This window comes from Puia sp. (genome assembly GCF_035546395.1).
Taxonomy (GTDB): Bacteria; Bacteroidota; Bacteroidia; order Chitinophagales; family Chitinophagaceae; genus Puia.
The window spans coordinates 350,796-370,030 of sequence record NZ_DASZXR010000019.1; the positions used below are offsets into that span (position 1 = coordinate 350,796).

Sequence of the window (19,235 nt, forward strand, 5' to 3'; positions counted from 1 at the left end):
ACCTACATTTTCATTTATAAGTAAACCATGGCACAAATAGAAACCGAATTACAGCTGCTGAAAACCGAGGCCGTCAATATGTGGTCCCTCGTCAATTCGCAGCTGAGCAAGGCCCGCCAGGCCTTCGTCACCTTTGATAAGGACCTGGCCCGGGAAGTGGTATTGAAGGAAAAAAGGGTCAACGGCAGCGAGCTGAAGATCGATCGCGACTGCGAGAACATCTTCGCCCTCTTCTGCCCCGTGGCCATCGACCTGCGCTTCCTGCTGGCCGTGCTGAAGATCAATTCCAACCTCGAACGCATCGGCGACATCGCCGAAGGCATCGCAAAATACATCATCGACACCGAATCCCCGTTCTCCGAGGAGCTCCTGAAAGTGTCCCGCATCCTGCCGATGTACGAAGAATCCGTCAATATGCTGGCCGATACCCAGGACGCCTTCGAAAAGGAGGATACCATCCTCGCCCGTAGCGTCTTCAAGAAAGATGACTTCCTCGACAACGTGAACCGCAGCTCGCACAAGGTGTTGGAGGAATACATCAGGAACCATCCCGAAGAGACCTCCCAGGCCCTTTGGATCCTGTCCACGATCCGCAAGCTCGAACGGGTCGGCGACCAGGCCAAGAACATCGCCGAAGAGATCATCTTCTACCTGGAAGCTAAAGTGCTGAAACACAAAGGGAAATTTGCATAGGCCCCGAAAGGCATCAAATCAATAATATTTCGATAATGATTCAGTAAACTCCCCGTAATACGGGGAGTTTACTTTTACACCGCGATCTGGCTTAATCGATGGTTTATATATGTAGAGTTGAATTTTCTCATGCAGAAGTCCTTTTATGTCTATAAAAGGACTTTTTGTTATTGATCCCCCGCGCCGCTGCGCCGTCGGGCGACGGCTATGCCGGGGTTAATGATTTTCAATCCGGCAGGCCTGTGGCTCGCCGCTTTTTTCATAAATGGCAAATGGGCCTGCCTAGTTGAAGATCGCATCCGGATACAGCATATCCAACGAACCCTGCTTCTCCCGGTGGCAGTGATGCATCAGGTAGCTCACAATAGCCTCCGTAGAATAGTCCAGATGCAGACAAGGCTTCCGCTTCCGCTCCATCCAGGGACGAAAGAACGCGGCAAAATTCGCATCCAGCGCCTTCAGGACCGGAACCCCCATCTTCTGTAACGCGGCCGCATTGCAGAATTGCTCATATTGGCCGCGAATGGGGATCACCATCAACTTCTTCCCGAGATAAAGTGCCTCCGCCGGGGTCTCGAAGCCGGCGCCCGTAAGAATGGCGGTACAGGTGATCAGGCTCTTGTTGAACGCCAGCTTGCTGACCGGCAGGAAAAGGATATTCCCGTCGGATGTGGGCTTTTTGACCTCCCTGGAGAACACCTGGAACCGGAACTCCTGCAGCGGCTGAAGATATTTGCGCACCTGGGCATCGCTATAGGAAGAAAGATAGACCGTAATATGTCCAATGTCCTGCGGTTCGGCCTGCAGGATCTCGCGTTTGATCACCGGCGGGAGGATAAAATCGTCGTATTGTTTGAAATGAAGCCCCACATACTGCGTTGCCCGGGCATAGTTCCGCAGGATCCATTCGCCCATCCTGTCTTTGTGCTCGGGGCGCGGGACCTTTGGCGATATAAAGCTCGCCTGGTGACCGAAATTGACGGAAGGAACTTTCTTGAACAGGCAGGCCAGGGAAGTGATCGACTCGAAGTCATTGATGACAAGGTCATATCTTTCGACCGGCAGATCGCGCACCTCTTTCCAAACTCGCATCGGAGCTACCTGCCGGGCGATCTCCCAGTAGTTCAGGCCACCGCTATTGGTATAGAAAAGGCTCAGCCCCCGGCTGCGGTACTTGACAGCGGCATCCAGCTGAAGACTGTTGTTCGCACCGCTGAGAAAGATATCCACCTCGCCATAGCGCTGGAAATAGGGGAGTAGTTCCATCGCACGGCTGATATGGCCGTTGCCCGTTGCCTGTACTGCATAGAATATCTTCATAAGTGCTTATATAACTGCCAGGGAATTGATATAAAAATTGATCTCGTCGGTCAGCACGCTGACGGACGGCTTCATCTCGATCGTTTGCGTCACGGGGAAATCTTTCTCATTGTACTCGAAGATGGTCCATTCGTTCTGATGATATTCCAGCGCCGTACAATGCTCGACCCAGTCCCCGGAGTTCAGATAGGTCACCTTTCCATCCTTGGTCTCCACCACCTTCTTCTGGGGCTGATGGATATGCCCGCAGATGACATAGTCGTATTTCTTCTCGATCGCCAGTTCGGCGGCGATCAGCTCGAAATCGTTGATCTTGCTGACGGCCTTGTTCACTTCCGCCATGACCCGCTTCGAAATCGAAACCCGCTCCCGGCCCATCGCCTTTAAGATGAAATTGATGAACCGGTTGAAACGGATCAGCAGATTGTACCCGCTGCTGCCCAGCTTCGCGAGGACTTTGGCGCCTCCTTTGGTAGTATTGTCGAAAACGTCGCCGTGAAAGATCCAGGTCATCTTGTTGTCTATCTCCAGCACCAGCTTGTCGGTCAACGTGAAATTGCCCATCTGGATATCCGTATATCGGCGCATCATCTCGTCGTGATTGCCGGTAATGTAGAACACCCTGGTCCCGTTGGTGATCAACTGGATGATCTCCTTGATCACCATCATGTGCGAAACGGGGAAATAGCGCTTGGTAAACTGCCATCCATCAATAATATCTCCATTGAGGATCAGAATGTTAGGTGTGACGCTTCTTAAGTAGTTGACAAGCTCCTTTGCCCGGCATCCGTATGTTCCGAGATGAACATCGGAAAGAACAACTACATCTACGGGACGTTTTTCCATTATTGTGGTTTCCCAAAGTTCCAAATAAGATATTATTGCTATTTTAAGCCAGCGTTAACAAATTGTAAGCCTTGTGTTAATCCAGCGTTACCATTCACCAATAAATTACCTTTGCGCCCATGAAAAATCGGCCCTTCATCCTCCTTGCAGCCGCAGTCCTGTTCCTAACCGTAAGGCCTATCTTCTCCAACGCACAGCCCCTGCATTATACCGTAGCCAACACCCACTCCCATAATGATTATGAACAGGCCGCACCCTTCTGGGCTGCCTGGCAGCAACGGTTCGGCTCCATAGAAGCGGATATCTGGCTCGTCGGCGGAAAGGTGATCATCGGGCACGACACCACGGAGATCAGATCCGGCCGGACGCTGGAAGACTATTATGTAAGACCGCTGCTGGCCTGCATCAGGAAGAACCACGGCTACCCCTATGCAGACACAGCGAGGCGCCTGCAGATCCTTATCGACGTCAAAGCCGATTCCGTGGCCACCCTCGCCGCAATGATCGCCCTGCTCGACAAATATCCGACCCTCGAACACTGCCGTTCGCTGACATGGGTCATCAGTGGCAACCGCCCCGATCCTTCCCGATACAACTCCTATCCTTCCTTCATATCCTTTGACGGCATCCTTCACCGGCAATACACGCCTGGGGAACTCTCCCGCATCGCCATGATGAGTGACGATCTCCAACATTACATCCGCTGGGACTCCCACACCGGCATCCCCGCCGGCGGCCTCGACAGTCTCCGCCACGCCATCGACCACAGCCATGCACTCCACCTCCCCGTCCGCCTCTGGGACGCCCCGGACTTCCCCGCGGCCTGGCGCCAGCTGATGCAGCTCAAGGTGGATTACCTCAACACCGACCGCATCGCTGATCTCGCCGCCTACCTGAACTCGCACTAATTTGTCGTACCTTCCCGTCAAACCACGCGCAGTACCATGCACGAAGAACTCCTTCTCCTCATCGGCGACAAGATCAAAACAAAAAGAACTCAAAAGAATATCACACTCGAACAGCTGGCCACCAAAGCCGGCGTCAGCAAAGGTCTGATCTCGCAGATCGAGAACAACCGTACCGTACCTTCCCTCCCCGTATTGTTCAATATTATCCACTCGCTCGAGGACGATCTCCGCAGTTTCTTCGAGGACATGCACGATAGCATCAATGGCAATCATGTCCTCATCGTCCGTAAGGGCCAGGAGAAGGGCTTCACAAAGGAGCCCGTAAAAGGCTTCTCCTACAAACGCATCCTCACCCGCAGCATCGGCTCGCAGGCCACCGACGTCGTGCTGCTCGAACTGAAAAAGAACGCCGGCCGCAAACAGTTCATCCGCACCGACGCCTACGAATGCAAATACCTGCTCAAAGGCGATGTCGAGTACCAGGTGGACAACGAAGTCTTCGAACTCCATGAAGGCGATACCCTTTTCTTCGACGGCCGCGCAAAACACCGGCTGAAGAACATCGGCAATACCGAGGCCCTCATCCTCGTGTTCTATCTCTTTTAAAAGGCTCCCGGTAAACAATCAGCAGTCCCATTAGTCCACGAAAAGGATCAACCAAACGGGTCTTTCCCATTATTTACAAATACTTAACATTGGTTTAGTATTTGTAAACTGTTAACATTTACTTAAAGCGCGCCTAACACTTCCGTCATATAGGCCGGATACCTTCGCCAAAGTTTCGCACGCATCATTTTCACTAAAAACATACTGTATTATGAGTAGGAAAATTACCCATGGCTTGGGTTTCTTGCTGGCGGTACTCTTTTTACCGCTTTTCTCTCTCGCACAGAAGGCCGTCACCGGCCACGTTCTCTCAAAGAACGATCAAACACCGGTGCCCGGTGTTTCAGTAGTCATCAAAGGAACCAGGATCGGCACCTCCACCGGGGTTGACGGCGCCTTCGCACTGAAAGCGAAAGAAGGCGATGTCCTCGTCATTTCCGGCGTAGGTGTCGAACGCACCGAACAGACCGTCGGCGCGGGCGAACTTACGGTCCTCATCGCCGCCAATGCCAAAGAGCTGAACCAGGTGGTGGTGACTGCAACCGGTATCAGGAAGGAAGCCAAACGTCTCGGCTACGCCATCCAAACCATCGACGCAGCCAACCTGACGACCGCCCGCGAACCGGACCCCATCAATTCCCTGCGCGGCAACGCGGCCGGCCTCGAGGTCAACATCAACTCCGAGATCGGTCACTCGCCCGATGTGATCATCCGCGGCGAGAACGATCCCAACGACCGTCCTATCTTCGTTATCGATGGGGTTCCGGTCAACTCCGACACATATAATATAAACCCGGATGATATTGAGACATTTACGATCCTGAAGGGGCCGAATGCCGCCGCGTTATATGGCTTCCAGGGCCGCAATGGCGCTATCATCATTTCTACGAAGCGGGGCGCCAAGGCCAAAGGAAAGGCGATCGTGACGGTCAACTCCAGCGTCCAGATGAACAATGGCTTCATCGCTCTGCCCAAATACAATGACGAGTACGGACCCGGCGACAACGGTAAATACGCTTTCGCCGGCGGAGGCTCCAGTCCCTCCTCGTATTTTGGCAGCGGCGCCGTAGGCTCCGGCTTGAATGACTATGACTATGACGTGTGGGGCCCCCAATTCCGCGGCCAGCTCATCCCGCAATACGATGGAGCCTATACACCGACCACGCAGTATACCACCACCTTTGCCGATGGGACGAAATTCCTGGGCAACGTCCAACCCACCCCCTGGGTCGCCCGCGGTAAGGACAATCTCAAGAAGTTCATCCAAACCGGCCTGCTGTCTTCCAACAGCATCTCGGTAAGCCAGTCTTCGGAAAAGACGGATATGCGGCTTTCGGTCGGCGATATTTACCAGAAGGGGATCGTACCGAATACTCAGTTGAACAATGCCAACTTCACGGCCAACATCAGCCATCGCTTCAATCAGAAACTAAGCCTGACCGCTTATTTCAATTACAGCCGTCAATCTACGCCCAATGTACCCGATGTCAATTATGGACCGAACAGCATCATCTATAACATGATCCTCTGGGGCGGGGCTGACTGGAGTGTCAATAGCCCCAATATCCGCAACTACTGGCAGCCCGGCAAGGTAGGTGTTCAACAGAACTACGAGGAATACTACCGGTACAACAACCCCTGGTTCATGTCCTACGAGTGGCTTCGCGGTCACTATCAGAACAATGAATACGGCTACCTGTCGCTCAATTACAAACCGACGCCCAGCCTTGAGTTCCAGCTGCGTCCCAGCATCTCCAGCTATGACATGTTCAACTCCGAAAAGCTGCCCTATTCCGCCGACGTGTACGGCCGTGAACTGCGCCAGGGTGACTATCGCGAAGACAGAAGACAGATGTGGGAATCCATCGAAGACGCCCAGGTCCGGTATCATCGCAACGAGATCGCCGGCTTCCTCGACGTCTCGGCCGTCGGCGGGGTTACAGCCAGGAATTTCAGCTTCAACTCCGACTTTACGTCGACCAACTATCTGAATGTTCCCGGCATCTACTCTTTCTCGAACTCCCAGGGGGCGCTTACAGGTTCTTCTTTCCATTCCAGTATGCTGGTGTTGAGTGCTTACTACTCGGTTGACTTTGGATACAAATCGTACGTGACGGCGGGTATCACCGGCCGCGTGGATAAATCCTCTGCCCTGCCCAGTAACACGAACAGTTACTACTATCCCTCGTTCAACCTGGCTACGGCGATCTCGGACTATGTGCATCTCCCGGAGGCCATCTCATTCCTGAAGCTGAGAGCTTCCTACGCAGCTACGAAAAGCGGCGGTACCTATGCTTTCTTCTCGCCTGACGTAAGTTCCACCCCAGCCGCCGGATATGGCTACACCTGGACCTCTCCGTACAACGGCCCCAGCTACCAGTTTGCTACGCCTTACACGCTCGGACCCACGTATTCGAACCAAAGCAGCGCCAGCTACTCCACTCAAAAGGTAGATCCGAACATCCAGACGGCCGACCGAAAAGCCACCGAAGAGGGCCTGGACATCCGCTTCCTGCGCAATCGCATCGGGTTGGATGTTACTCACTATCATTATAAGAATAAAGGGATCGTCAACCAGTTGACTTCGCAGGCTTCCGGATTTTCCAGCTACCTGACCAACGGGGACACATACACCAATGACGGATGGGAAGCCACCGTCAGCGGCACACCGGTTTCGAATCCCGGGGGCATTAGCTGGAATGTAGTCGCCAACTTCTCCACTTATACCAAGAAGTGGGTTAATTTTGTTTCGAACCCCGACAACTATGAAAAGAATGGCGCCCGGACCGACCTGGTCTATGGCGATGCCTTCGTCCGTACTCCGGATGGCAAGATGGTCATCGATCCGGGTTCGGGAGTTTATCTCCGGTATTCGGACCTGGGTACATCTGCAAAAAAGATATATGGCCATTCGAACCCCGACTGGCAATGGGGCCTGGTTAATACGATCAGCTATAAAGAATTTGCCCTGCGTTTCCAGTTCGATGGTCTCGTAGGTGGCGTGCTGGAAGACTATGTCCGGAAGAAAACCCTTCAGGGTGGCCGCCATATAGAAAGCGCCACGGGCGAACTCGGCGCTGCCCGACCTTCGGACGAAGCCAATATCGCCGCCTACACGGCGCATGGTGTGATCCTCACGGGCCCTAACGGCATTCAACTCGATCCCATCAATGGAAAGATCACCAATACGAAGGACCTGACGTCGACCACCAATACGGTAAAGAGCCAGGTTCAGCCATTCGTAACCCGGGAGGCTTCTATCCCCGACCTGGACATCGTTAAAAAGACCAGCGCCAAGCTCCGCGAAGTGGCCTTCACTTACAAGGTTCCGCAACGGGTGTTTGGCAAGAAGGCGATCATCAGCAATGCCAGCGTATCCCTGGTAGGCCGCAACCTGTTGTATTTCTTCCCGAACAAATACAAAGATCTCGACGTCGACCAGTACACCCAGGATTCCGGATCGGGCCTGCAAACACCGACTACCCGCAGCTTTGGGTTCAACGTAAATTTCTCTTTTTAAATCCCATAAAGAAACTATATGAAACAGGTAAAGACTTTAATTCTTATTCTTGTGGGCGGTTTGGGGATCGTTTCCTGTAACAAGCAGATCTCGGAAAGACAAACCAACCCCAATAAGCCGGCGGCGGTTCCTCCCAATCTCGTGTTGGGAACGGTCCTTACGGCCATGTCCGGCACGACGACACCGGGTGCACTTAGCGGAACCGGCTCCGGCGAAGGGATCAATTCCTGGGACGGCGCCCATCGGTGGAACCAGTATCACTGCTCGAACTATGATTACTATGACAACAATATTTATTCCTGGACGAATGGCAACTTCGATCCCTACCTCATCCTGACGGATGTCGTACAGATGGAAAACGAAGCGGTCTCGCGCGGCGGGAACAAGGTCAATCCTTATGAAGCGATCGGTCGTTTTGTCCGCGCCTATTACTTCTACAACATGACATCAATGTTCGGCGATATTCCCCTGACGGAGGCGTTGCAGTCGCCCAAGATCTTCACGCCGAAGTACTCATCCCAGGAGACGGTGTTTAAATATGTGCTGGATGAACTCGACAGCGCCAATTCGGACTTTGCCAGTCTTATCTCATCGCTGGACAACACCCTGTCCACGACCCAGGACATCTATTATGCAGGCGATCTCACCAAATGGCAGAAGCTGGTCAACTCTTTCAAAATTCGCGTGCTGGTAGCGCTCAGCAATAAAGCCGGCGATGCCCTGCTGAATGTACCGGCGCAGTTTGCGACCATCCTCGGCAACCCCGGTAAGTATCCGCTATTCGGCAGCCAGGACGATGATCTGGCCTTCCGCTACAACCCGGGCGGTAACAACACTTTTAGCACCTATCCCTTTAATCCCAGCAACTTCGGTTCCATTGCGGGCCGCTTCAATATGGCCAAGACCTATGTCGACGCCTGTACGGGGCTGAACGATGCCCGCGTGTTCATCACCTGCGACCCCGCCTGGGCCCTCGTCGGAAACGATACCCTCAACCCCGCACAGTACAAATACTTCGCCGGCGCCAGCACCGGTGAATCCGTCGCAACGATGTACAACAATGCCAATAACAACCTCTATTCTTTCATCGGCCGCAAACGCTACTACTCCAACTTCACCGGAGAACCCGACGTGCTCGTCGGCTACAAGGAGCTTTGTTTCAATATCGCCGAAGGCATCGTCCGCGGCTGGGCTCCGGGAGGTACAGCGGCCGCCGAGACATGGTACAAGAAGGGGATCACCGAATCCTTTGCCTTCTATGGCCTCGACGTGACCAAGACGAGTTTCACCGCCTATTTCCTGCCTCCCGGTAAGAGCTCGATCAACCAGGTGGCGCCCTATACCTTCAACTTCGACTTTAACGCCTACTACGCGCAGCCGACGGTGACGCTGTCGACTACAGCCGCGACGGCCGTCAACCAGATCGTCCTCCAGAAGTATATCGCTTCGTTTGAGAACTCGGGTTATGAGAGCTACTACAACTGGCGAAGGACCGGTACCCCCACCTTCCTCGGCGGCAGCGGAGTCGGTAACAATGGCGTCATTCCCGTCCGCTGGGCCTACCCGGTATCGGAACAGTCCGTCAATGCTGCTAACTGGCAGACCGCGCTCACCAACCAGGGTTTTACGGCCGACGACCTGAACCAAAAGATGTGGCTTTTGAAATAAAAAGATCGTTTATATGTTAACTGGTTCGTTCTACAGGCTGCTAGCAATAGCAGCCTGTATCTTTCAAATAGACAGCGCATCCGCCCAGCAGCTGGCTCCGCTTCCGGCCAGAAAACACCCTTTCATCGTGGTCGCGCACCGGGGCGACCATACCCAGGCGCCCGAGAATACGCTGCAGGCCTATACCAACGCTATCGCCGCCGGCGCCGACTACGTCGAGATCGACCTCCGCACCACCGCCGACAGCCAGCTCGTTATCCTGCACGACGCCTCGGTCGACCGGATGACCAACGGCAAAGGGCTGGTGAAGGATATGCGCCTGGATTCCCTGCGATTGCTGAAAGTAAAAGATAGAATGCATCCCGAATGGGGTGAATCCGCCATCCCGACCTTCCGCGAGGTGCTTCAGCTCTGCAGGAACAGGATCTATATCTACCTGGACTTTAAGAATGCCGATCCGGCCACGGCCTGGCAGGCGATCGTGAGGGAGGGCATGGAGAAGCAGGTGGTGGTCTACATCAACGCCCCGCAACAATTCACACGCTGGCGCGAAGTGGCGCCGGCGATGCCCCTGATGGTTAGTCTCCCGGGATCGATCCGCGATACCGCTGCGCTGAAGGATTTTCTCGACAAATACCATCCCGAGATCCTGGACGGCGGTTATGAGCAATACACACCGGAAATGGTCAGCCTCGCAACGAAAATGGGTTATACCGTACTCCCCGATATCCAGGGCGCAGGGGAAGGACCGGAAAAATGGGGAAAAGCCATACAAAAAGGCATCCGGGCCTTGCAGACCGATCGTCCCGGCCAGTTGATCACATGGTTAAAAGAAAAAAATCTAAGACGCTGAAAGCGTCTATTTTTGGCAATCTTTTAAAAATAATTTAATGAGCGGTCGATGGAGACTACCCTCAATTTCGATACTTTGTAGGATATTAATATAATTTCATCCTTATGACCACTGCGCAAGCCGAAAAGATCACAAACGAGATAATGGACCTTTATGCTGGATACGGCGGGGCCGAATATGCGGGAGAAAAAGTATCCCAGCTGGAACACATGGTCCAGGCAGCTCAGCTGGCCGAAGAACAGGGCTATGACGAAGAAGTGATCCTCGCCGCCTTCCTGCATGATATTGGTCACATCAGCGAAGCCGCCAAAGGCGATAATGAGATGGACGGATTCGGGATTAAAGACCACGAATCCCTGGGCGCCGAGTTCCTCCGGGAGAAAGGTTTCTCCAAAAAGATTGCCCGTCTCGTCGAATCCCACGTCGAAGCAAAAAGATACCTCACGGTAAAAGACCCTGCCTACTACGACCAGCTGTCGGAAGCAAGCAAGAAGACCCTTGAATACCAGGGCGGCCCGATGACGATCGAAGAGGCCGAGGCATTCGAGCAATATCCCCTCTTCAGTCTCATTATCCAGATGCGGAAATGGGACGAACAGGCCAAGATCCAACAGAAACCATTACCCGACCTTGACCATTACCGTCAGATGATCTTTCGCCACCTTTCCAACAGTTTGTAAACATTTTTTATATGAGCTCGATCCAACTGGTTGTTTTTGACATTGCCGGCACTACCGTAAAGGACAACGGCAGCGTCGCAGAAGCCTTTATCGCCGCCTTTCGCGACTTCGGGTTCGAGATCCCCGTTGCGCAGGTAAAAAAGGTCATGGGTTTCCGGAAGATGGATGCCATCGCCCTGCTGCTCGAAAAGTTTGCCCCCGCACGCAAGGACGATGAACAGCTCATCGATCGCATCCACACCCGGTTCATCGACAAGATGATCGCCTTCTACCGCGACGACGAGGAGCTCGCGCCGTTTCCCCATGCAGAACAGGTATTCTCGGCGCTCAAGGAACAGGGGATCAAGATAGCTCTCAATACCGGGTTTACCCGCAGCATCACCGACACCATTCTCCACCGCCTGCGCTGGGACGATCGCAATCCCCTTATCGACAAGGTCATCTGCAGCGACGAAGTGCCCCATGGCCGGCCTCACTCGGATATGATCGAATCCCTCATCAGCGACCTGGACATCGCCTCCCCGGCCGGCGTCCTCAAGGTCGGCGACACCGAGGTGGATGTCGAAGAAGGCCGTAACGCCGCCTGTGGGAAAGTGGTCAGCGTCACAACCGGGGCCTACACCCGCGAACAGCTGGAACCCTATCATCCCGACCATATCATCGATGACCTGCAGGAACTGCTTCCCATCATCGAAAAGGCTTAAACCCGCTTTATGTCATCCTCACCGGCCACACCCACACCGATCTCCGCGGCAGTACTTCCTGGCCGGCTGACCCTCAAAGCCCGGCTGCAACGCAGCCCCGCCTGGGTCTTCGTCCTCTTCGTCTCGCTCACTTCCTTCACCGTATACGCCTCCATGTATGGTTTCCGGAAGCCCTTTACGGCGGGATCCTACGAGGGGGTCAGATTCCTGGGTATCTCTTATAAAGTAGTCCTGGTGATCGCACAGGTGCTGGGTTATTGCCTGAGCAAATTCTACGGCATCCGGTTCATCGCCGGCATGCGGCCCGAACGGCGGGCCGGCTTCATCGTTGGACTCATCGCTACCGGTTGGCTCTCCCTGCTTTTGTTTGCCCTCGTCCCGGTCCCCTACAACTTCATCTTCATGTTCGTTAATGGCCTCCCGCTGGGGATGGTCTGGGGCCTCGTGTTCAGCTATGTCGAAGGCCGGCGCGTGACCGAGCTGATGGGCGCCGTGCTGGCGACAAGCTTTGTCTTTGCCTCGGGACTCGCCAAAACCGTCGGCAAGAGTTTGCTTCTCCACGGGATCAGCGAATTCTGGATGCCCTTTATCGCAGGCGCCGTTTTTATCGGCCCTGCCCTGCTCAGCACCTGGCTGCTGAACCAGACGCCGCCTCCCACGCCGGAGGACATCGCCCAACGCACCGTCCGCTTACCCATGGGAAAGGACCAACGCCGCGATTTCCTGCGAAAATTCGGCGCGGCACTCATCCCCGTGGTCAGCGCCTATGTCATGCTGACCATCCTGAGGGATTTTACCGAAGACTTTGCCAACGAGCTTTGGACGGAGACCGGCTTTAAAAACAATGCCGACGTTTTTGCAGGCACCAGCACCATCGTGTCGCTGATCGTGCTGGCCGTCATCGGCGGATTCTTCCTGATCCGCAACAACTATCGCGCCTTCCAGCTCAACAACGTCGTCATCATCGGCGGTTTCCTGCTCGCGGCGGGTTCCACGGCTGCCTTTCATCTCCATCTTATCTCGCCCGTCATCTGGATCGTCACCGCCTCGGCCGGTCTCTACCTGGGCTATGTCCCCTATAACTGCTTTTACTTCGAACGGATGCTGGCCGCCTACCGTGTCCCGGGAAACGTCGGGTTCCTGATCTATATCGCCGACGCCTTCGGCTACCTCGGCACGGTAGTCGTGCTGCTGGTAAAGGAATTCGTCCATGTCCGGTACAACTGGGTCGATTTCTTCACAGGAATGTTCTATATCTCGGCGTTTGCCGGAATTCTCGTGGTGGTATGGGGCGCTGTCCTTTTCGCAAAAATTTACAGGATCAACAACTAATATTGGACGTTATGGCATCGCGATCAGCTATCGTTATTGGCGCCGGCATTGTCGGACTGGCTACGGCAAGAGCACTGGCCGTTCAGGGATTTTCGGTAAAGGTCTTCGAACGCACGGATCGGGCCGTGGGCGCGTCGATCCGCAATTTCGGGATGGTCTGGCCCATCGGCCAGCCCGCCGGCAAAATGTACGACCGGGCCCTCCGCAGCCGTGACATCTGGAAGGAGACCGCTCCACGCGCCGGCTTCTGGCATGAACCCGCCGGCAGCCTCCACCTCGCCTATCATCCCGACGAATGGCGGGTGCTGCAGGAACTATACGAAATATTCCACAAAGAGGGACGCCCGGTACGTCTGCTGGATAAGACCGCCATCGCGGCATCCTCCGGCGCGGTCAAAACGGAGGGCCTGCTCGGCGGCCTTCATAGTTCGGACGAGCTGATCGTCGATCCCCGTGAAGCCATCGCCAGCCTCCCCGGCTGGCTCACGGAACAATATAAAGTGGAATTCTTCTGGGGCAAATGCGTCTCCTACATTTCCGATCAGATCGTCTATATCGGCAACGACGAAGAGTATGAGGCCGACCTCGTCTTCATCTGCAACGGCGCGGACTTCGAGACCCTCTATCCCGAACAGTTCGCCGAACAGCCGGTCACCAAATGCAAGCTGCAGATGATGCGCCTCGTGGCCCAACCCGACGAATGGCGCATCGGCCCGGCCCTCTGCGGCGGCCTGTCCCTCATTCACTACAACAGCTTCAAAGCCGCGCCTTCCCTCGCCGCCCTCCGCAGCCGCTATGCCGCCGAAATGGGCGACTACCTCCAATGGGGCATCCATGTCATGGTCTCGCAAAACGGCCGCGGCGAACTGACCATCGGCGACAGCCATGAATATGGCCTCACCCATGATCCCTTCGACAAGGATTTCATCAACCGGATGATCCTCGACTACCTCCGCCGGTTCGCCTGCTTCCGGGACTGGTCCGTCGCCGAGACCTGGAACGGCGTCTACGCAAAACTCACCGACGGCGAAGCCGACCTCTTCTTCTCTCCCGAACCCTATGTCTATGTCATCAATGGCGTCGGCGGGGCAGGGATGACCCTGTCCTTTGGACTGGCCGAAGAGCTCGTAGCAGGATTGTAAAGCCAGAAATATGTAATTTCGCCGGATGAAGACGCTCAAGGCGATCATCACCGGCAATCGCCTCTTTTTCGGAAGCTGGGCATTGTTTTTTATCATCGGGCTGGCCCTCCTCTTCCTTCTGGGAAAGGCGGATTCCTTTCTCGACCTCAATCCCTATCACCGGACCCCCCTCGACACGGTTTTTATGTGGGTGACTTTTATGGGCGACGGTCTCTTCTCCGTCATCGTCATCCTGCTGTTCCTGGTGAAGCGCCGCTGGTCGGCAGCCACCCAGGTCACAGCCGCCTTCCTGCTTTCGGCGCTGTTGGCGCAGATATTCAAGAACACCTTCTCGATGCCCCGGCCCATGCAATTCTTCCCTCCGGGAGCCTATGCCTATTTTATAAAGAATGTGACCCATCTCGGCTTCGCCAGCTTTCCTTCGGGTCATACGACCTCGATATTTGCCCTTGTCACCATGCTGGCCTTCTTTACGCCGAACCAGCGGGTCAAAGTCGCCTACCTGTTCGCAGGGGTGCTGGTCGGCTACTCCCGCATCTATCTCGGCCAGCATTTTCTCAACGACGTCCTCATGGGGTCCTGTATCGGGATGATCGTCGCGGTGCTCGTCCACTGGATCTTCCTTGAAAAACTCCAATCCCTGCCCGTTTTTGCCAGGGGCTGAGTCATTTAAGCGCCCTTCCGGCCGGAATTAGCTCAAAAAAACGTAGGTTTGCCCCTAATTTTTCAAACGGTAGCCCCGCCCACCCGGTGGCAGGAGCAAATTAATCGTGCAAATTCATGATCCTAGGCAAAAAACTGGTGATTGTCCTCCCCGCCTACAACGCGGAACTAACCCTCCGGAAAACCTATGCGGAAATCCCCTTTGACATCGTGGACGAAGTAGTGCTCGTGGACGACAACAGCAGCGACCGTACCGTGGCCGTAGGTAATGAGCTGGGTATCCGCCACATCATCAAACACGATAAGAACCGCGGCTATGGTGGCAACCAGAAGACCTGCTACAACAAAGCCCTGGAGCTGGGCGCCGATATCGTGATCATGCTCCACCCCGACTACCAATATACCCCCAAGCTCATCCCCTCGATGGCCTGGCTCATTGCCAACGACGTCTACCAGGTCGTCCTGGGCGCCCGTACCCTCGGCAAGGGCGCGCTTCGCGGCGGCATGCCCCTGTACAAATATATCTTCAACCGCGGCCTGACCTTCTTCGAGAATGTCATGCTGCGCCAGAAGCTGGCCGAATATCATACCGGCTACCGCGCCTTCTCCCGCGAGATCCTCCAGCGCGTCAACTACGAGATCGATTCGGAAGACTTCGTCTTCGACAACGAGATGCTTTCCCAGATCATCTATCTCGGGTACGAGATCGCCGAGATCACCTGCCCGACCAAATACTTCGAGGAGGCATCGAGTATCAACTTCAGCCGCAGCGTGACCTATGGACTCGGCGTATTACGCGTATCCCTCGTACACCGCTTTTGTAAGTGGGGATTGATGAAAAAAGAAATGTACAAACCACGGAATTAAATCATCTTCGAATGCGTCTCAGCAAACCCAGCATCATCCTGTTGATCACCGTATTCGCCGCCCTGCTCTTCCTGCCGTTCCTGGGCCGCGTCCATCTCTTCGACTGGGATGAGATCAATTTTGCCGAATGTTCCCGGGAGATGATGAAACTGCACGACTATACCCGGGTCTACGTCGACTACAAACCCTTCTGGGAAAAGCCCCCCATGTTCTTCTGGATGCAAAGCTCTGCCATGCACCTGTTCGGCGTCACCGAGTTTGCCGCCCGCTTTCCCAATGCCATCTGCGGCATCGTGACCCTTCTCGTCGTCTTCCTCTGCGGCAGCCGCATCTATGACACAAAGTTCGGCGTCCTATGGGCCCTGGCCTATGGCGGCTCCCTGTTCCCGAACATGTATTTCAAGTCGGGCATCATTGACCCCTGGTTCAATCTCTTTACCTTCCTCTCCCTGTACAATTTCATCCTCTATCACTGGCGGCGCAATGGCTTCGATAAGCCGGGCGCCCAAAAAAGCCAGCTGTATTATGTTGTCTGGTCGGGGATCTTCATGGGACTGGCCGTGTTGACAAAGGGACAGGTAGCCCTGATGGTGTTCATGCTGGCGTTGGGGGTATATTTTGTCTACAACCGGTTTCGCTTTTTCTTCAGTTGGTGGCATGCCTTGCTCTTCCTCGTCGTCGCCACGCTGGTGACGGCTACCTGGTATGGCTATGAGACCTACACCCGCGGCCCCTGGTTTATCAACGAGTTCCTCAAATATCAATGGCGGTTGTTTACGACCCATGACGCCGATCAGGCCGGCTTCTTCGGCTATCACTATATCGTGCTGCTGATCGGCTGTTTCCCAGCCTCCATCCTGGCCATCCCATCCTTTTTCCGGTCAAAATACACCGGCCGCTGGGACCGCGATTTCACAAAATGGATGCAAATGCTCTTCTGGGTGGTCACCGTCCTCTTTACCATCGTTCAGTCCCGGATCATCCACTACTCTTCGCTGGCCTGGTTCCCCGTGACCTTCCTGGCCGCCTACTCATTATATAAATGGGACCGGAAAGAGCTCGTGTTTAAGAAATATGTGAATATTTTACTCGGTGTGCTGGGCGGGCTCATCTCCCTCGCAATCCTTGGTGTGGCTGTCATCGGGCTGAATGTACACCGGTTGGCGCCCTATGTGGATGATACCTTCGCCCGGGGAAATATGGAAGCCGATGTCCATTGGTCGGGATTCGAAGGCGCCATTGGGCTGCTGATGGTTGCAGCGCTCATCGCCGGCATCCTCTACCTGTCACAGCGGCGCTACAAGCGTGCCGCTGTCACCCTCTTCGCAGGAACCGCCATCGTCATCTTCTTCGCCTCCGCGATCATCGTCCCCAAGGTCGAACGCTACAGCCAGGGAGCCGATATCGACTTCTTCATCGCCCGGCAGGGGGAGGACTGCTATGTGCATACCCTTGGCTTCAAGAGCTATGGCGATCTCTTTTATACGATGAAGGAAAAGCCCACCAATCTCAATTCTTATGATCAGAACTGGCTACTCACCGGGCCGATCGATAAACCCGTCTACTTCGTCACAAAAGTCGACCGGGTCCAGCACTGGGAGAACGGGCAGTTTCCCGATCTGAAAGAGTTGTATCGGAAAAATGGATTCGTGTTCCTGAAGCGGGACATTCCCCCGCCCCCGGCGCCTGCGCCAGTTCCGCCCCCAACTAAATGATCGAATTGACGATGCCGCCGTCTGCCCGGATCGCCGCCCCGTTTGTCGCAGAAGACAGCGGACTCGCGAAGTAGGCCACGGTTGTGGCGATCTCATCCACAGTGGCAAAACGCTGTAGCAGCGAGCTGGGCCTGCCGTCCCGGAAGAACCCCTTCTCCACATCTTCCGTCGAAGCGCCACCGCCCTTCGCCAGCTGCTCGAGGAAATCACCCACCCCCCTCGATTTCGTTGGGCCGGGCATGATCGTATTGACGGTAACGTTGGTGCCCCTGGTAAGCTGGGCAAGACCCCTGCTGATCGCCAGCTGTGCGGTCTTGGTCATTCCATAATGGATCATTTCCGTGGGGATATACACCGCAGATTCGCTGGAGATAAAGAGGATACGGCCCCAGTTCTCTGCCAACATCCGCGGCAGGACATGCCGCGAAAGCCGGACCCCACTCATGACGTTGACCTCGAAAAGCCGGAACCAGTCCTCGTCCGGGATCGCCGAAAAAGGTTTGGGTTCGAATATGCCGGCATTATTGATCAGGATGTCGATCGCCGGCAGTTCCGCGATCAGCCGGTTGACGTCGTCGGCCTTTGCGAAATCCGCCGGGTATCCGATCACGTCGGACGACCGGCCCGTGATCTCCTTAAGTTCTTTTATTGCTTTGTCGACGCCCCGCTGACTGCGTCCATTAATGATCACGGTCGCCCCTTCTTCGAGGAGCCGCTTCGCGATAGCGAATCCAATGCCCGCGGTCGAACCGCTGACAAAAGCCGTCTTGCCGTTAAGTTGTAAGTCCATGCAAGGCCTAACAGCATGGCGAAAAAATTGTTGAAAAGAGGGATACCCCTATTTTTTCTTGCCGCCGGAAAAAAACCGCAGGATGCTGCTCACTACCTTATCGTTGGCGCCCAGCTTCCCCTTCACGGCCGTATATGCCGAAACCAGGGCATTGTCGATCTTCACCAACAGCTTGTTGCTGCCATCACCGGGCCTGGCCTGGTAATAGGTGGCCCTGCGATAGGGGTTCTCTTCCACGGTATAATAATACAGGGCGATGCTGCGGCGGAAACTGCCCTCCGGGCATTCCATCGGTAGCGGGTGACCATGATAGGAGTCGGCATCGGTGTTGAAGATGACACAACGATTGTAGACGGGCAGCACGCTTTCTTCGCAGGCTTTCATCTTCTTGTCCCAAAGCTCCAGCTTGCCGCCCCATTCTTCTTTCCAATCTTTATTGAGATAGACCAGCACGTTCACCCGGCGTTGCCAGTTCCGGTGATGCGGGTGGACCGTAAAATCGGCGTGGATGTTCAAGAAACCGCCGCGCGTGCTCTGGTGGATGCCACCGCCCTCGAGACCGTCGTCCTTCTGCAGATCCTTGATGCCGGTGATCTGGCTCAGCCACTTCAGGAACTCGGGCGAGTTCAGCTCGTTGATGGTTCCCCGGATAGTATCGGGGAGCAGGTCGATCTTGTTCAACCCCCGTTTATCTTCGTTGTAGTGTTTATAGTTGATCCAGCCGTCGGTCTCATTGAGCCGGTTGAATTCCTTGATGCATTCGTCGAGGACAGCCGGGTTCAGGAAGTTTTCCAGCACTATATGAGGATAAGGCTTCGCGCCCTGGTATTTTTTGCTCAGCTCGGGCAGCTGGGCGGTCCACTTTTCGTAGTCGAATATTTGGGTGGCGGTGGTTGTGCTCACTATCTGGATTTTGCCGCAAAGGTAG

The 19,235-nt window shown here is 54.8% G+C and carries 17 protein-coding genes; 13 read left to right on the forward strand and 4 right to left on the reverse strand.

All coding sequences use genetic code 11. From position 1 onward, the window contains the following. Positions 1-27: 27 nt before the first annotated feature. Positions 28-693, forward strand: coding sequence for a phosphate signaling complex protein PhoU (gene phoU, locus VHE34_RS27880; RefSeq protein ID WP_325594201.1), 666 nt, complete (start codon positions 28-30; stop codon positions 691-693). 282 nt (positions 694-975) lie between these two features. Here the strand turns inward: phoU and VHE34_RS27885 are convergent, their stop codons facing one another. Continuing rightward, positions 976-2,013, reverse strand: coding sequence for a glycosyltransferase family protein (locus tag VHE34_RS27885; RefSeq protein WP_325594203.1), 1,038 nt, complete (start codon positions 2,011-2,013; stop codon positions 976-978). A 6-nt stretch (positions 2,014-2,019) separates the two neighbouring features. Beyond that, entirely contained in the window at positions 2,020-2,859 is an 840-nt protein-coding gene (locus tag VHE34_RS27890) for a UDP-2,3-diacylglucosamine diphosphatase (protein WP_325594205.1), read from the reverse strand. 119 nt (positions 2,860-2,978) lie between these two features. On the opposite strand from VHE34_RS27890, the gene VHE34_RS27895 reads away from it, so the two are divergent. The 12 genes from VHE34_RS27895 (at position 2,979) to VHE34_RS27950 (ending at position 17,517) form a co-directional block, all read left to right on the forward strand. Beyond that, positions 2,979-3,767, forward strand: a complete 789-nt coding sequence (locus VHE34_RS27895) for an alkaline phosphatase (protein WP_325594207.1) — start codon at positions 2,979-2,981, stop codon at positions 3,765-3,767. Between the two features lie 36 nt (positions 3,768-3,803). Next, on the forward strand, positions 3,804-4,373 hold the full coding sequence (locus tag VHE34_RS27900) for an XRE family transcriptional regulator (protein ID WP_325594209.1): 570 nt from the start codon (positions 3,804-3,806) through the stop codon (positions 4,371-4,373). 211 nt (positions 4,374-4,584) lie between these two features. Beyond that, a complete protein-coding gene (locus VHE34_RS27905) occupies positions 4,585-7,893 on the forward strand; it encodes a SusC/RagA family TonB-linked outer membrane protein (RefSeq protein WP_325594211.1) in 3,309 nt (1,102 codons plus the stop codon). An 18-nt stretch (positions 7,894-7,911) separates the two neighbouring features. Next, a complete protein-coding gene (locus tag VHE34_RS27910; protein ID WP_325594213.1) occupies positions 7,912-9,561 on the forward strand; it encodes a SusD/RagB family nutrient-binding outer membrane lipoprotein in 1,650 nt (549 codons plus the stop codon). Between the two features lie 13 nt (positions 9,562-9,574). After that, positions 9,575-10,414 carry a glycerophosphodiester phosphodiesterase family protein gene (locus tag VHE34_RS27915; RefSeq protein ID WP_325594215.1) on the forward strand — a complete coding sequence of 280 codons (840 nt, stop codon included), beginning with the start codon at positions 9,575-9,577 and terminating at the stop codon, positions 10,412-10,414. Positions 10,415-10,518: 104 nt separating this feature from the next. Then, positions 10,519-11,094, forward strand: coding sequence for a phosphonate degradation HD-domain oxygenase (locus tag VHE34_RS27920; RefSeq protein WP_325594217.1), 576 nt, complete (start codon positions 10,519-10,521; stop codon positions 11,092-11,094). An 11-nt stretch (positions 11,095-11,105) separates the two neighbouring features. Continuing rightward, on the forward strand, positions 11,106-11,798 hold the full coding sequence (locus VHE34_RS27925) for an HAD family hydrolase (RefSeq protein ID WP_325594219.1): 693 nt from the start codon (positions 11,106-11,108) through the stop codon (positions 11,796-11,798). Positions 11,799-11,807: 9 nt separating this feature from the next. After that, positions 11,808-13,130 (forward strand): DUF5690 family protein, encoded by a 1,323-nt coding sequence (locus VHE34_RS27930; RefSeq protein WP_325594221.1) that lies wholly within the window; start codon positions 11,808-11,810, stop codon positions 13,128-13,130. 11 nt (positions 13,131-13,141) lie between these two features. Beyond that, positions 13,142-14,272 (forward strand): TIGR03364 family FAD-dependent oxidoreductase, encoded by a 1,131-nt coding sequence (locus tag VHE34_RS27935; protein WP_325594223.1) that lies wholly within the window; start codon positions 13,142-13,144, stop codon positions 14,270-14,272. A 25-nt stretch (positions 14,273-14,297) separates the two neighbouring features. After that, complete coding sequence (locus VHE34_RS27940) at positions 14,298-14,936, forward strand: phosphatase PAP2 family protein (protein ID WP_325594225.1); 639 nt, start codon at positions 14,298-14,300, stop codon at positions 14,934-14,936. A gap of 116 nt (positions 14,937-15,052) precedes the next feature. After that, positions 15,053-15,802, forward strand: a complete 750-nt coding sequence (locus VHE34_RS27945; RefSeq protein ID WP_325594227.1) for a glycosyltransferase family 2 protein — start codon at positions 15,053-15,055, stop codon at positions 15,800-15,802. An 11-nt stretch (positions 15,803-15,813) separates the two neighbouring features. Further along, the gene (locus tag VHE34_RS27950) at positions 15,814-17,517 is read left to right on the forward strand and encodes an ArnT family glycosyltransferase (RefSeq protein WP_325594229.1); all 1,704 of its coding nucleotides are present in this window, start codon (positions 15,814-15,816) and stop codon (positions 17,515-17,517) included. Here VHE34_RS27950 and VHE34_RS27955 read toward each other — a convergent pair. Both VHE34_RS27955 and VHE34_RS27960 read right to left on the reverse strand, forming a co-directional pair. After that, the gene (locus tag VHE34_RS27955; RefSeq protein ID WP_325594231.1) at positions 17,510-18,307 is read right to left on the reverse strand and encodes an SDR family oxidoreductase; all 798 of its coding nucleotides are present in this window, start codon (positions 18,305-18,307) and stop codon (positions 17,510-17,512) included. The genes VHE34_RS27950 and VHE34_RS27955 overlap by 8 nt on opposite strands. A gap of 48 nt (positions 18,308-18,355) precedes the next feature. Beyond that, positions 18,356-19,210 (reverse strand): 2OG-Fe(II) oxygenase, encoded by an 855-nt coding sequence (locus VHE34_RS27960; protein ID WP_325594233.1) that lies wholly within the window; start codon positions 19,208-19,210, stop codon positions 18,356-18,358. Between the last annotated feature and the right edge of the window lie 25 nt (positions 19,211-19,235).